This is a genomic window from Paraburkholderia unamae, from assembly GCF_003096875.1.
Classification (GTDB): Bacteria; Pseudomonadota; Gammaproteobacteria; order Burkholderiales; family Burkholderiaceae; genus Paraburkholderia; species Paraburkholderia unamae.
The window spans coordinates 236,911-250,574 of record NZ_QEOB01000004.1; the positions used below are offsets into that span (position 1 = coordinate 236,911).

At 65.8% G+C, this 13,664-nt stretch carries 13 protein-coding genes; 4 read left to right on the forward strand and 9 right to left on the reverse strand.

Annotated features, from left to right (window positions below; all coding sequences use genetic code 11):
* Positions 1-168 precede the first annotated feature (168 nt).
* The 3 genes from C7402_RS10505 (at position 169) to C7402_RS10515 (ending at position 3,368) form a co-directional block, all read left to right on the forward strand.
* Positions 169-1,200, forward strand: a complete 1,032-nt coding sequence (locus C7402_RS10505) for a helix-turn-helix domain-containing protein (RefSeq protein WP_116610599.1) — start codon at positions 169-171, stop codon at positions 1,198-1,200.
* 169 nt (positions 1,201-1,369) lie between these two features.
* Positions 1,370-1,669, forward strand: a complete 300-nt coding sequence (locus C7402_RS10510) for a hypothetical protein (protein ID WP_116610600.1) — start codon at positions 1,370-1,372, stop codon at positions 1,667-1,669.
* A 130-nt stretch (positions 1,670-1,799) separates the two neighbouring features.
* Positions 1,800-3,368 carry a hypothetical protein gene (locus C7402_RS10515; RefSeq protein ID WP_116610601.1) on the forward strand — a complete coding sequence of 523 codons (1,569 nt, stop codon included), beginning with the start codon at positions 1,800-1,802 and terminating at the stop codon, positions 3,366-3,368.
* 51 nt (positions 3,369-3,419) lie between these two features.
* On the opposite strand, the gene C7402_RS10520 is transcribed toward C7402_RS10515, so the two are convergent.
* From C7402_RS10520 to C7402_RS10540, 5 genes are all read right to left on the reverse strand, one after another.
* A complete protein-coding gene (locus tag C7402_RS10520; protein ID WP_116610602.1) occupies positions 3,420-4,967 on the reverse strand; it encodes a methyl-accepting chemotaxis protein in 1,548 nt (515 codons plus the stop codon).
* A gap of 309 nt (positions 4,968-5,276) precedes the next feature.
* Positions 5,277-6,533 (reverse strand): citrate synthase, encoded by a 1,257-nt coding sequence (locus C7402_RS10525; RefSeq protein WP_112170513.1) that lies wholly within the window; start codon positions 6,531-6,533, stop codon positions 5,277-5,279.
* Positions 6,534-6,583: 50 nt separating this feature from the next.
* Positions 6,584-6,994 carry a VOC family protein gene (locus C7402_RS10530; RefSeq protein WP_116610603.1) on the reverse strand — a complete coding sequence of 137 codons (411 nt, stop codon included), beginning with the start codon at positions 6,992-6,994 and terminating at the stop codon, positions 6,584-6,586.
* Between the two features lie 27 nt (positions 6,995-7,021).
* Entirely contained in the window at positions 7,022-8,341 is a 1,320-nt protein-coding gene (locus tag C7402_RS10535) for an MFS transporter (RefSeq protein WP_116610604.1), read from the reverse strand.
* Positions 8,342-8,412: 71 nt separating this feature from the next.
* On the reverse strand, positions 8,413-9,171 hold the full coding sequence (locus C7402_RS10540; RefSeq protein ID WP_116610765.1) for an SDR family oxidoreductase: 759 nt from the start codon (positions 9,169-9,171) through the stop codon (positions 8,413-8,415).
* Positions 9,172-9,517: 346 nt separating this feature from the next.
* Between C7402_RS10540 and C7402_RS10545 the strand changes: the two genes are divergently transcribed.
* Positions 9,518-10,480, forward strand: coding sequence for a 2-hydroxyacid dehydrogenase (locus C7402_RS10545; RefSeq protein WP_116610605.1), 963 nt, complete (start codon positions 9,518-9,520; stop codon positions 10,478-10,480).
* 24 nt (positions 10,481-10,504) lie between these two features.
* Here C7402_RS10545 and C7402_RS10550 read toward each other — a convergent pair whose 3' ends face one another.
* The 4 genes from C7402_RS10550 to motA form a co-directional block, all read right to left on the reverse strand.
* Positions 10,505-10,774, reverse strand: coding sequence for a hypothetical protein (locus tag C7402_RS10550; protein ID WP_116610606.1), 270 nt, complete (start codon positions 10,772-10,774; stop codon positions 10,505-10,507).
* A gap of 399 nt (positions 10,775-11,173) precedes the next feature.
* Complete coding sequence (locus C7402_RS10555) at positions 11,174-11,644, reverse strand: PRC-barrel domain-containing protein (RefSeq protein WP_244314811.1); 471 nt, start codon at positions 11,642-11,644, stop codon at positions 11,174-11,176.
* Positions 11,645-11,844: 200 nt separating this feature from the next.
* Positions 11,845-12,783 carry a flagellar motor protein MotB gene (gene motB / locus C7402_RS10560; RefSeq protein ID WP_116610608.1) on the reverse strand — a complete coding sequence of 313 codons (939 nt, stop codon included), beginning with the start codon at positions 12,781-12,783 and terminating at the stop codon, positions 11,845-11,847.
* Between the two features lie 10 nt (positions 12,784-12,793).
* Positions 12,794-13,663, reverse strand: coding sequence for a flagellar motor stator protein MotA (gene motA, locus C7402_RS10565; protein ID WP_112170506.1), 870 nt, complete (start codon positions 13,661-13,663; stop codon positions 12,794-12,796).
* Position 13,664: the final 1 nt, after the last annotated feature.

The following is a 13,664-nucleotide window of genomic DNA, read 5'->3' on the forward strand; positions in this document are numbered from 1 at the left end:
GATTCAAGCGGGCGCGTTTCGAGCGGCCGTTCACTGGCCGGCGCGCTTCGTCCGCAAACTCGTCTGCAAACATCCATTCAGGCAATCCGTCCGTGCCCTAAAGACCTGGCGTGAACCGGCCGTTATCGCAGTCAGGGAGTGAAGTCCCTTCACCAGCCAGGGGCGCCCATGAGCCAAACGCCGAACTCTCTGCCGCATTCCGAATTCGATACGAGCGTCCTGCCGCGCGCCCAGCAGTTTTCCGCGTGGCGCGAGGCGGTCGGCGTCATTTTCGACACGCAAACCGCCGAATCGCGCGACGCGGGGTTCGGCACCCGCGTGAGCGGTTACCTGTTTGGCGACGTGGTGCTAGGCTCGATACGCACGGGCGCGCAGCGCTACGATCGCTCGAACGCGAAGATCGGGCGCGACGGCCACGACCAGTATGTCCTTCAGTTCTACCTGGGCGGCAACTGCCGTGTGCGCGACGGCAGCGGCTCGCAAGCGTGCACGCAGCCGGGCGACCTGTTCATCGTGGATGCGGCCCAGCCCCTCGCAACCGAAGCCACGCGCAGCGAATTCCTCAACCTCGCCGTGCCGCGGCGGCTTCTCGCGCCGCTGCTGAGCGCGCCCGACCAGCAGAGCATGCGGGTGCTGCGCGGCAACGACCCCACGGTCGCGCTGCTTCGCGAGCATCTGGGCGCGCTGTACCGGCATGCGCCCGACATGACGTTGGCAAACGCCCAGGCCGTCATGCCCGCCACGCTCCAGCTCGCCGCTTCCGCGCTCAACGCGAGCGTGAGCCCGGAACATATGCCGGCCGTGCAGCAGTGCGTGTTCGTGTCGATTTGCCGTCACGTGGAAAAGCGCCTCACCGATCCGCATTTGAACGCGGAGCAGGTAGTCCAGACCTTCGGCATGTCGCGCGCCACGCTGTACCGGCTGTTCGAGCCGGAGGGCGGCTTCGCGACGTATGTGCGCGAGCGCCGTTTGCGCCGCTGCCGCGAATGGCTCGCCGACCCTGCGCGCCGCGCCTTGCCGATCGCCGACATCGCCGCCGCTCACGGTTTTGCCGACGCCGCCAACTTCACGCGTGCGTTTCGCCGCTCGATCGGCCTGTCGCCGCGCGCCGTGCGCATGCTCGCGCTCAGCGGCGAGGCGGGGCAATCGGAAAGCGCGGTTGCGCAGGACTGGCGCTTCTGGATGGCCTTGATGCGTTGAGCATGTTTTCGCGGCTCCTGTGCTGTGGGCATTTCGCACGTGAGACAGAAATACAAGTATTTGAGACGCACGGACAGATTTCGCCGCGAGTCCGCTCGCATGCATTGCCCCGTGTGCCGCCACCTGCAAAGATGCTGGCGCCTGCGAGATCCAGGCAGACGGGGGAATCATGAAAAAGAACTTGAGAAAGCCGCGCCAAAGCGGTTTGTACCACCACGAGGCGGCCTATTCGGTCGACCTCGCGCGCGGCGCGTCGCACATCGCGAGCATGCTCTCGGCGGCGACGCAGGTGGCCGCCGTGTACGAAGTCATGCAGGAGTTCGTTGCGACGCACGGACAGGTTGACCAGGACGCTTTTGGCTGGCTGCTCGCCGAGCGGCTGGAGCGGCGCGGCTGCGCCGTTGCGGCGCACAAGGCCCGCGACCTGGGCGTGGCCTGCCTCGCGCACGAACTCGTTGGCGTGGGATGAGCGGGGCGCCGTGATTGGCGGACGTAAGGTCGGGCTAAAGTATTCGTAATGGCTGACGATAAAGCAGTAGGCCGCGCCGACACAACGGCGCGCCCGCGCTCACTCGCGAACAACAAGAACGCATCGGGCCATGACCACGCTATCGTCTCTGAACGTTGCCACGAATCTCGCGGCGGACCTTACGCTTGCGGATTCCGTGAATCCCTCTGTGGCGGCCGACGCCACGAATCTCTCGCGCGAAGCGGCGCTTTCCGCTACGGCTTCGCCTTCGAGTATCGTCACGATTCCATCGGGTATCGGCATTTCGGTGCTCGAAACCTATACGCCCGAAGGCGTCCTGAGCGGCGCCGCGCCCACCGTAAGCTGGGCCAGCGACAGCAACGACGCCGTCACGCTGCGCATGAAAGGCGATTACGCCGCCCAGACCATGGCCGGCCACTTCGCCGGGCTCGGCAGCGCGCTGCTCGATCGCTTCAAGACCACGGGCAGCGACTACGCGCAGTCGGTCAGCGTCACGTCCGCGAGCGGCGTTGGCGGCCTGACGCAATCGTCGTCGGGACCGACCGGGAAAATCGGCTTGACGGTTCGCACGGCGAGCGGCACGACGGTGGAAATCGCGCTGGAGAGCGAGGATGGCGGGCTCTCGGTCAGCATCAAGAGCAGTGCCACGCTCAGCGAGAGCGAACGCAACGCGCTGGCCAAACTCTCCGACGGCTTCCAGCAGGCCATCGACGGTCTGGGCGCCGTGCCGCCCAAACTCGATTTGAGCGGCCTTACGCAGTTCGACACCTCGGCGCTCGCCTCCGTGAACTTCCAGTACAGCGTCACGGGTGACGGCGACGCCAGCATTTCGGCGAGTTATGCGCAGGACAGCGCGTCGCGAAGCCTGAGCGTCACGAGCGCCGCGGGCACGATGAGCATGAAGGTCGACACGAGCAACTCGGCGCTCTGGGGCACGGGCGCGCAGCGCGCCGCTTCCGTGGCAAGCTACCTTCAGCAGTTCGATCAGGCCAATTCGCGTGGGCACGGCAATGCGGCGCTGATGTCGATGTTCGAGGACGGCTTCTCGCAGATGAACGACGACTACGGCACGGCTTCGGGGCAGAGCTTGCCCGGCACGGCCTACGCGCCCTGGCTCCAGCAATCGGATGCGGCGCTGCTCACGGGGCTCGGCGACTTCAGTGCATCGATTACCGATGCATCGACTTCACCCAACCCGATGCGCCCAGGCGAAGTCGATTCGTTCTCCTACCAGGTGTCGCAAACCACGCAGCTCGCCGGTACGGACCAGGAAGGCACGATTTCGCAGCGTCAGCAGTCGCATTTGAGCGCGAGCTACCACCAGGCGCTCTCCGGCGGCGGCAAGCCGGTACTCACGGATTCGACGGCGTCGCAGAACTACGATTACATGCGTATCGACGATTCGGCCCAAAGCACGGTGCAATTGGCGACGCAGCGCGGCGTGCTGCTCAACGCCACGCTGAACCAGTCGTCGGAGCAGAAGACTCGCGATTCGAAGTACGAACGCGGCGAGCTTGTTTCCGACGTGACCACGCCAAAAACCGCATCGCGCTCGGTGGATCTGCGCGCGTTGCTCGAACCGCTGATCGACAATGGCGACGCCGCGCGCGACACCGCCGAATGGCAACAGAAGCTCACGAGCGTTCACGCCATGATCCTGCTGAACGCGTCGAGCTGAAGCGGCGCGTACTCGTGACGTCAGCCGCTGCCGCCATTTCCGCCATTCACATTACGGCGCGAGCCTGAACGCGCCCACGGCATCACGCAACGCGTCGGCTTGTTCGCTCAGGGCCATGGCCGCGGCGGCGGCTTCCTCCACGAGCGCGGCGTTCTGCTGCGAGACCTGATCCATCTGCGAAACGGCGAGGTTGACCTGCTCGATGCCGTCGCGCTGTTCCTCGGAGGCGTTCGCGATCTCGCGGACGATGGTCGTCACGCGCGCGATCGACTCGCCGATCTCGGCCATCGTGTCGCCCGCCGAGCGCACATACTGCGAGCCCGAGGCCACGTGTCCCACGGATTCGCCGATCAGCGTCTTGATCTCCTTGGCGGCGGCCGCCGAACGCTGCGCGAGCGAGCGCACCTCGCTCGCCACCACGGCGAAGCCGCGACCCTGCTCGCCCGCGCGTGCGGCCTCGACCGCGGCGTTGAGCGCGAGAATATTGGTCTGGAAGGCAATGCCTTCGATGATGCCCGTGATATCAGCAATCTTCTGCGAGCTGCCGTCGATATGATCCATCGTCTGCACGGCGTGGTTCACCACCTGTGCGCCGCGATCGGCGACTTCCTGCGCGCTGTTGGCGAGCGTTTGCGCCGTGCGCGCGTTCTCGGCATTCTGCTTGACCGTGGCGGTGAGCTGCTCCATGCTCGCGGCCGTTTCCTCAAGCGACGCGGCCTGTTCTTCGGTGCGCTGCGAAAGGTCGTCGTTGCCGGCGGCGATCTGCCTCGTCGCCGTGGAAATCGACTCCGAGCTATGGCTGACCTTGCGTACCGTGTGCGCGAGCGAGTCCTGCATGCCTTTCAGGCCCGCCACGAGGCGGCCCATTTCGTCGCTCGATCGTGCTTCGAGCGGCGCGCTCAGGTCGCCGCCCGCAATGCGCTGCAAGGCCTGCTGAACGTTGTCGAGCGGCGCGGCAATCGCGCGGTGCAGGCCCACGGCGCACACGCCCGCCACGGCGAGCCCGAGCACGATGAGCGCGATGCTGCCCGCGCGCTGCCATTCGTAGCGATCCTGCGCGCGCTCGAAGGCCTGCTGGCCGTGCGTCTTCTGCCACGCTTCGAGCGCTGCGGAAGCCTTGGTCAGCGCGACCGAAAGCGGCGGAATGCGTTTCATGGCGATGTCGTCCTCGGCCTCGCGATCGTTGCGCTTGACGGCGGCCATCAGCGGCGCGATGCCTTGCTCCAGCATGCCGGAAAGGGCGGCCTGAACGCCGTCGGCAAGCGCCTGTTCCTCAGGCGCGTGCGGCAGTGCGCGGTAGCCGTCCCACGCCTTGCTGGAGGTGTCCAGATAAGTTTGCGCCTTGTCCAGCAACTGCGGCGTGTCCGGCGCATCGGGGTGCAGCAGAATGCGGTCGAGCGTCGTGCGCGCGATGGTGAGGTTCAGGTTCGTCTTGCCGATGCCGATGGCGGCGGCAAGCTGGTTCGAATACGCATAGCCGAGCGCCGTGTTGGTGCGTGCCATGCCCGCCAGGCCGGCAACGCCCGCCGCCACGATCAGCAAGGCCAGCACGCCGACCGCGATGCGCAGGCGCGCAGAGATAGAAAGTCGTGCAAACACGAAGATGGCTCCAGAAACGCCAGGGGCAACATTGCGGAAAAAACAGGGGAGGCTTTGCGTGCGCGCATGGCGGCAAAGCACTGAACTCGTTTACGGCGCGCGGCGGGCGAACTGAAGGGGAAGATGCTCGCGCAATCGTGGTTTTCCCCGTGAGCGCGGCGTGCTACTGCGCGAATATGACGGGGCGATGAATGTCGCGTATTTTCATCGCATCAGTGAACGCGTGATAATGATTCGGAAACCTGATTAATCGAGCGATTGGCGATTGACTCCCTGCGGTTCTTGAGCGCTCGTTTGCGGGCAGCGCCTTCAGCGTGCGACGGATTTGAAAACGCGGTTCTTGTCGAGCGTTGCCGCGTCGGGCGTTTTGGCGCCTTCCTCGGCGTTGGCGGCGGCGCCCGTGTCTTCGAGCGCGGGCCCCGTGTAACGGCCGCGCGGGCGGATAACCTTGCCTACCCGGAGTTGCTCGATGCAGTGCGCGAGCAGCCCCACGCTGCGCGCGGTGACGAAGAGGGCGAACGAGGCGTCGCGCGGCAGTTTCAGTTGCGCGGCGAGCGTGGCGAGCGCGACGTCGATATTGGGCTTCAGACCGGTGAGCGCCACGACCTTTTCGATGAACGAGGCGAGTTCGGCAGGCGGATCGAGCACGTCCAGCAAGGCGTCGGCGCGTGGATCGCCATCGGGGTAGAGATGGTGCCCGAATCCGGGGATGGGAATGGCCGACTGCAAATGATGCGCGACCACGTGTTGTGCGCCGAGCCGCCCCACGTCGTCGAATACGGCCCGCACGCGGCCCGATGCGTCGCCGTGAAGCGGGCCGGAGAGCGTGGAGAGGCCCGTGAGCAGGCAGCCCGGCAACGACGCGCCGGTGGAGGCCGTAATGCGCGCGGCGAATGCCGAACTCGTGATCTCGTGATCGGCCACGAGCACGATGGCGCGGCGAATCAATTCGGCGCCCGCGTGGTCCTGGCCCCAGCCGCGCGCGAGCCGTTCGTGCACGGGCTGCGGGGTGGATGGCGCGCGCTCGTCGCAGCGCGCGCCGAACGCATGCGCAATGACGGCCACGAGCCGGCCGGCCTCGACATGCAGCGCCTGGTCGGTGCGCCCCATCGTGGAGTGGCCGTTGGCCGCAATCGCCGCGAGCGACATGAACGCGCATTGGCGGCCGCGCGCCTCGCCCTGCAACGGGATGTCCGCGGCTTCGAAGCTCACGTCCGCGCGCGCGTTCCAGAGCAGGGTGGCCACATCTTCGAGCGTGGCCGTTTGCGCCATGCGGATGCTGTCCCGGCCCCGGTAATAGGGGCGGCCCTTCGAGAACGTGGTGATGCTGCTGTAGATGCAGGGCTCCGCGCCGAAGATCGTGCCCGCGGCGAGCGCCTCGCGCTTGCGGCCCACCTGCTTCTTGCGGCACAGGCTGGCGACGTCTTCGGCGCGGTACAGGCTCTTGCGCGGGTCGTGCGGATCGGGCATGACCGCGATATTGCCGCGGCTTGCATACGCATAGACGGTCTGCGCCTGCACGCCGAGTTGTCGGGCGGCTTCAGTCAGGGTGATCCAGTTTGGCATGGCGGGGCAGGCGAGGCGATACGGAACTCAGCGTCAATATTGACGCCTTTTCAACGAAATGTCATCTCGGCGGGCCGCCGTTCGAGCACTTCGATGAGGATGTCGCCGGGTGCGCGCACGAAGCAGGCCCGCACGCCCGCGCGAATCGGCTTCACCGCTTCGACGATTTCCGCCTCGCAACGCGTGAGGTGGGCAAAGGCCGCGTCGAGGTCGTCCACGAGCACGCCGAAATGATCGATGCCCTGCGCGCGGCCGTCGCGCGTTTGCGACGCGGTGAGCGCATCGGGTTCGTCACGCACATCAGGCAGTTGCGTGATGAAGAGATTGACTTCGCCGATGCGCAAATCCACGCGGCCCGGCCTGCGCACGATTTCGGCGTTCAGACAGCGCGCGAACCAGGCGGCGGTGGCTTCGGCGTCGGCCGAACAGAGCTGGAGATGGTCCCACTTGAATTCGATCATGCTTGTTTCACCACGTATGGGCAGGGGTCAGAGTTCGATGCGCGAGAGCTTGCCGAGCAGCAGCGAATACGAGAGCGCGCCGAGCAGGCACATCGCGCCCATGAGGTTCAGCGCCCAGTAGAAGTGGCCGGTGTGCTGCGTGATATAGCCGATCATGAGCGGCGTGGTCACGCCCGCGATATTCGCCGCGAGGCTCGTGATGCTGCTCGTGAGGCCCACATACTGCCGGGGCGCGATTTCGGACACGGCGGCCCACGACATGGAGCCGATGCCCTGCGCGAAGAACGCCACGGTGAGAATGGCGATCACGACTTCATTCGATTCGACGAAATTCACGAGCACGATGGAGGCGCCGAGCAAGGTGCCGATGATGAGCGGCGCCTTGCGCGCGGCCGAGATCGACACGCCGCGGCGAATGAAGAAGTCCGAAAGAAAGCCCGCGCTGAGAATGCCCACCGTCGCGCCGATAAACGGCATGGCCTGGAAAATGCCCACCTTGATCATCGACATGTGGCGCGCTTCGATCAGATACGTCATGAACCAGGTGGTGAAGAACACGAGCAGCGTGTTGTTGCAGAACTTGCCGAGGCAGATGGCGAGGATCTGGCGATAGCTGAGCAGCTTGAGCGCCATGCGCCAGTCGAACTTCTCGCGCGGCTTGCGCGCCGATGCCGCAACGCCTTCGTTGATGTGCTTGAGTTCGGCGGCGTTCACGGAGCGGTGCTGATGCGGGTCGCGATACACGCGATACCAGATCATGCTGAAGAGAATGCCGAAGCCGCCCGTCACGAAGAACACCGTGCGCCAGCCATAGGCGCTGGAGATCCACAACAGGAGGCCGGTGAACAAGGGCGTGCCGATGTATTGCCCCATCACGTAGACGCTCGTCGCGAAGCCGCGCTCCTGCGCTGGGAACCACAGCGTCACGGCGCGCGTGTTCGACGGAAACGCGGGCGCTTCGAGCGCGCCCATGGTGAGCCGCGAGCCGAGCAGCATGTGATAGCCGCTCGCGAGCCCTTGCGTGAGCGTGGCGATCGACCAGCCGACGAGCGAAAGCGCATAGGCGAGGCGCGAGCCGAGCACGTCGGTGAGGATGCCGCCGGGCAGCAGCGCAATCGAATAGGCAAGGCCGAACGCCGCGAACAGTTCGCCCATCTGCATCTTGTTGAGCGCGAGGTCTTTCGAGAGTCCCGGCGCGACGATGCCCAGCGCCGAGCGATCGACGAAGTTAAGCACGGTCGCCACGAGCAGCATGCCGAGCACGACGTACCGCACGCGGGTGCGTTTGGCGCTTTCGGCATAGGCCGGGGCTTGCGCAGGCAAAGCTTGTTCCTCTACGGCTTTCATCGGTGTCTCCATGTCTGTTGCCTGTTTTTTTATTGGCGGCGTTCTGCGGGGCTGCGTTGTGCTTGCGTACGCTACCCGCGCCCGACGAACGGCATGGCGCTCGCCATGATCGTCATGTTGAGCACGTTGGCGTCGAGCGGCAGGCCCGCGATGTGCGCGACCGCATTGGCCACGTGCGAGACGTCCATGCGCGGCTCGGGCGCCATGCGTCCGTCGGCCTGCAACACGCCCTGGTTCATGCGTTCGGTAATCGACGTGGCCGCGTTGCCGATGTCGATCTGGCTGCATGCGATGTTGTATGCGCGGCCGTCCAGCGCGATCGATTTCGTGATGCCCGTGACGGCGTGCTTGGTCGCCGAATAGGCGATCGTGTGCGGGCGCGGCGAGTGCGCCGAGATCGAGCCGTTGTTGATGATGCGTCCGCCTTGCGGCGACTGCGCCTTCATCAGACGATACGCGGCGCGCGCGCACAGAAACACGCCGGTCAGGTTGGTCGCGACCACGTCGTTCCAGAAGTCCACTTCGTAGTCTTCCAGCGGCACGGCCCCGGCGTTGCGGCCCGCGTTGTTGAACAGCACGTCGAGCCGGCCGAAGGTGTGCTCGATCTGCGAGAACGCGTGTTCGACCGACGCGGCGTCGCCCACGTCGGCGGGGAACGCCTGAGCTTCGCCACCGGCGCTGCGGATAATCTCCTGCGTTTCGAGCAGCGGCTCGATCCTGCGCCCGATGAGCGCGAGCGCGAACCCGGCTTGGGCGAGCGCGACGGCGGCGGCGCGGCCGATGCCGGAGCCGGCGCCTGTCACAGCGGCGATTTTTTTCGTTGCAGGCATATCCCGTTCTCCCGTTCTTTTCGCAATGGCATTGAACACGGGAAAAAGAATTGCATTCGTGTAAGGCGGCCAGCAATCTTGATTCGTTGAATCAATATCCGAGGCCTTGATGGCCGGGCGTCGCATCAGGGTTTTCCTGATCCGGCCGTCGCGCGCAGCGAGGCGGGTCAAGGCGGGTAAAGGCTGGCGACGGCGCTCGCGCGCAACGCACGCGCTCTCGCGCGCACGCGAAAAGCATTACGGGGACACACCATTCGCCAGAGGTTGATTCGGCGAATCAATATTGACCGGCCGGCGGGCGCTTTCGTAGTCTCTCGACGTCTGTCGATACCCAAAGGAAAAAACCATGCCGGAAAACAATCGCACCAGGCTCCTGATCGCGCGGAAGGTGCCCGCTGCCGTGGCGAAGCGCGCCGAGACCGAATTTCACGCGTTCGTGACCGACGCCGACATGGACTCGCAGTCCGTGGTCGAGTTCTGCAAGCAGCACGACGTGCCCGCCGTGCTCATCGGCAAGAAGTCGGGCTTGCAGGCGGAGCACATCGCGGCGCTGCCTGCGTCGGTCAAGATCATCGCGAATGCGAGCGCGGGCGTCGATCACATGGACGTGGCCTTCGCGAAGGCGCGCGGCATCGTCGTCACGAACGCGCCCGACGCGCTGACCGAATGCACGGCCGACTTTTCCATGCTGCTTGTGCTGGCCGCTTGCCGCCGTGCGTCGGAGTACGAGCGGATCATGCGCCAGGGCTGGGGCAAATCGTTCGGCATGACCGAAATGCTCGGCATGCGCGTGAACGGCAAGACGCTCGGCATTGTCGGGTTTGGGCGCATCGGCCGCGCGGTGGCGAGGCGTGCGCAGGGCTTCGGCATGCGCGTGATCTACACCGACATTCAGCGCGCCGCGCCCGAGGTGGAGAACGGCGCGACGTTTTATTCGAGCTTCGAGGACATGCTGCCGCATTGCCAGGTGCTCACGTTGCACGTGCCGGGCGGCGGCGTGCCGCTGATGACAAAAAAGGAGTTTGGACTCCTGCCGAAGGGCGCCGTGTTCGTGAACGCCGCGCGCGGCGGTCTCGTGGACGAAGACGCGCTATACGAAGCCTTGACCTCGGGGCATCTGTTCGGCGCCGGGCTCGACGTGTACCGCAACGAGCCCAATGTCGACCCGCGTTTCGCGGGCCTCGACAACGTCTTCCTCACGCCGCACATGGCGAGCGCCACGGTGGAAACTCGCGACCAGATGGGCTTTACGGCGCTGGATAACGTTGCGGCGGTGCTCGATGGCCGGCCCGCGCTGAACCGGGTTTGACGGCTGCGGGTTTGACGGCGGCCTTCAGCTTCGGCCCGAATGGCCGAAGCGCTTGATCATGAGCACGCATAGCGTCGGCAGATGAACGACGCCCATGCCGCCCGCGATCACCACCCAGGGCGGCGCGATCGTCCCCGAGAGCATCGCGCCGATCACGCCGAAGCAAAGACCGGCCAGCGACAGGATGGTGTGGGCGAGGAGGCGCTTCGGGCCGGGGACGGTGAAGCGCGGAATATTCGCGTGCACATAGACCACGATCAGCAGGGCGACGGTGGCGACGGCGGGATACAGCATGTTCGAGTCCTCAAATCCTCCAAAGTCTTCGACTGTAGTGGAGGAACGCTTCGGCGTCGATGCCCGCGCGCGGTTTGCGCGTTGTTTCTGCCGTGTCCTGGCCCGAGCGTCAGCGCGCGAGGCTCAGCACCACACCACGTTGTCGTACGCGACCGTGCGTCGATAAACGTTTTTGCCGCGCCAGCTGGAAAACTCCATATACGCGCATTCCAGCACCAGAATCCAGTTCGTGACTCGCATCGCCATCCCCGTTTGTTCGTTCGACTGCGAGACCAGTCTACGGCGCGGGGAGCGCCGCCAATGCCGCGAGCAGGGCGCGATTAAGCGTCCAGTTCGCGGCTTCGGCGGCGGTGGCGCAATCGGGCCGAATCGGGTGCACTCGGGCACGGACAAAGCCCCTCAACCCCGCTCGTCACGCGGCGGCGTAACCGGCTCGACCGCGGCCCAGTACGGCTCGGCGCCGTAGTACGCGTGCAGCGTGCTGCCCCACGTGGCGTCGGCCATGGCGGGCCAGCTGTCCTTGTCGAAGCCCGGCGCTTCCTTCACGCGCTCCGACGACACATTGAGCAGGAAGCACTTGCGGCTCGTGTCGAGCATGAGCGCGCCCCAGGGAATGGCGAGCAGCTTGTCGCCGATGCCGAGAAACCCGCCGCTCGACATCACCGCATAGGCCACGCGCCCGCTTTGCACGTCGAGCATGATCTCCTTGATCTTGCCGACTTCCTCGCCGTCGGAGTTGAGTACGCGGTCACTGTCGAGCGTGCTGGCCGCCATGACGTCGGGGCCTGGGCCCGCGGCGCTCACGCGGCCCTTGCCGACGATGCGCGCGCCGTGGCCCGTTGGCATGGGGGGAGGAGGGAAGGTGGGCATGATGGTCTCCTTCATGGAGCGAACTACGTTGCGAACCAGGTTGAGTCGGCCGGACTCCCGACGATTCCCGTGTCAGGCGGCAGGCGATGCCGCGGCGGTTCCGGCCGCCATGCCCGGCATACAGCAAGCGGCGTACCGCGCGCCGCCGCCTGACGTTCACGAACCGCTCACGCCATGCTCACCAGGCGCTCACGCCGCGCTCACGACCCGCTCGCCGTGCCCTTCTGCGGACTCGCGACGTCATAACGCTTCGCCTGCTCGAAGAACGCGCGCTCCGTGGCCTTGTTCATCACCAGAATGCTGATGCGGCGGTTGAGCGGGCTGTCCGTGCTGTCGCGGTCGAGCGGCAGCACGTCGGCGAGGCCGCGCACCTGGAGCAGCTTGTCTTCGCGCAGGTGCCCGGCCACGAGCGCGCGGCGCGCGGCGTTGGCGCGCTCGCTCGAAAGCTCCCAGTTCGAGTAGCCCGCAAGACCGCCCGAATAGGGCACCGAGTCGGTGTGGCCCGCGATCGACACGCCGCGGTCCACGTCGTTGAGCGCGCTGCCGATCTGCACCAGGATCTCGTACGCGTAGTCTTCGAGCTTCGCGCTGCCGGTGGCGAACATCGGCCGCTTGAGCGAGTCGACGAGCTCGATGCGCAGGCCCTCGTCCGTGATCGACAGGCGGATCTGGTCCTTGTAGGCGCGCAGCTGCGGTTTTTGCTCGATGAGCGTGGAGAGCCTTTCCTTGAGCTGCGAAAGGCGGGTTTTGTCGGCGGCCTCCACCGGCACCGCGTGCGAGAGCGTGGGCCGCGCGTTCGATCCTCCCACGGCGGGCGTCTTGCTCGAAAGATCGTGGCCGCCGCCTTGCACCACGCTCGGGCTCGGGTTCGCCGAATCGGGCTGGCCGCCCAGCATGCTGGAAAGCGGCGTGTTGAAGTACTTCTCGATGCCGTCGCGGTCGTACTGCGAGGTCGAGCCGAGCAGCCACATCAGGAGAAAAAACGCCATCATCGCCGTGACGAAGTCGGCATAGGCGATCTTCCACGCGCCGCCATGATGGGCGTCGTGGGCGCCTTTCTTCACGCGGCGCACCACGAGCGTGGTCTTGCTGCTCTCGCTGTCTCTCGCGGCGCGCCCGCCGGGTATGCGCTCGGCCATGTCGGGACTCCTAAGCGGCTTTCGGCGTTTTGGTGGCGCGCACGGCCTCGTCGAGCTCCTGGAAGCTCGGCCGGTCGGCGGTGAACAGCACCTTGCGGCCGAACTCCACGGCCACGGGCGGCGCGTAGCCGGCGAGCGAGGCGAGCAGCACCGCCTTCACGCACTGGAACGGCTTGCCGGCCGCACGGCCCTTGGCGTTGAGCAGGTCGGCGATCGGACCGACAAAGCCATAGGCGAGCAGAATGCCGAGAAAGGTACCCACCAGCGCGCCCGCGATCATCTCGCCGAGCACGGCGGGCGGCTTGCCGACCGAACCCATCGTGTGCACCACGCCCATCACGGCGGCCACGATGCCGAAGGCGGGCAGGCCGTCGGCCATCTTCTGGATCGCGTTGGGCGCGATCGAGACTTCGGAGTGGTGTGTGTCGAGCTCTTCGTCCATGAGGTCCTGCATTTCCATGGGATTCACGTTGCCGCTCGACATCATGCGCAGATAGTCGACGATAAAGTCGAGCAGATGATGGTCGCCGAGCACGCGCGCGTACTTCTGGAAGATCGGGCTGTTCTCCGGCGCTTCGACGTCGGCTTCGAGCGCCATCATGCCTTCCTTGCGGGCCTTTTGCAGCAGCTCGTAGAGCAGCGCGATCAGCTCCAGGTATTGCGCCTTCGTGTAGCCCCCGCCCTTGAAGCAGGTGGGCAGCGCCTTGAGCGTCTTGCCGAGCGTGGCCGTGGGGTTGCTCACCACGAACGCGCCGAGCGCCGCGCCGAAAATACACAGGAGTTCGAACGGTTGAACGAGTGCGGGCAGATGTCCGCCCACGCCCACGAAGCTCCCGATCACCGAGCCGAGTACCACGATCCAGCCAATTGCAACAAACATG

Coding starts and splice junctions, on each gene's coding strand:
- C7402_RS10550 (WP_116610606.1), bottom strand. CDS start 10,774: ATGCTGTATCCCGCCGTCGCCACCGTCGCCCTGCTGATCGTGGTCTAT.
- C7402_RS10555 (WP_244314811.1), bottom strand. CDS start 11,644: ATGCCCACCTTCCCTCCTCCCCCCATGCCAACGGGCCACGGCGCGCGC.
- C7402_RS10505 (WP_116610599.1), top strand. CDS start 169: ATGAGCCAAACGCCGAACTCTCTGCCGCATTCCGAATTCGATACGAGC.
- C7402_RS10540 (WP_116610765.1), bottom strand. CDS start 9,171: ATGCCTGCAACGAAAAAAATCGCCGCTGTGACAGGCGCCGGCTCCGGC.
- C7402_RS10510 (WP_116610600.1), top strand. CDS start 1,370: ATGAAAAAGAACTTGAGAAAGCCGCGCCAAAGCGGTTTGTACCACCAC.
- C7402_RS10545 (WP_116610605.1), top strand. CDS start 9,518: ATGCCGGAAAACAATCGCACCAGGCTCCTGATCGCGCGGAAGGTGCCC.
- C7402_RS10530 (WP_116610603.1), bottom strand. CDS start 6,994: ATGATCGAATTCAAGTGGGACCATCTCCAGCTCTGTTCGGCCGACGCC.
- motA (WP_112170506.1), bottom strand. CDS start 13,663: ATGTTTGTTGCAATTGGCTGGATCGTGGTACTCGGCTCGGTGATCGGG.
- C7402_RS10525 (WP_112170513.1), bottom strand. CDS start 6,533: ATGCCAAACTGGATCACCCTGACTGAAGCCGCCCGACAACTCGGCGTG.
- C7402_RS10515 (WP_116610601.1), top strand. CDS start 1,800: ATGACCACGCTATCGTCTCTGAACGTTGCCACGAATCTCGCGGCGGAC.
- motB (WP_116610608.1), bottom strand. CDS start 12,783: ATGGCCGAGCGCATACCCGGCGGGCGCGCCGCGAGAGACAGCGAGAGC.
- C7402_RS10535 (WP_116610604.1), bottom strand. CDS start 8,341: ATGAAAGCCGTAGAGGAACAAGCTTTGCCTGCGCAAGCCCCGGCCTAT.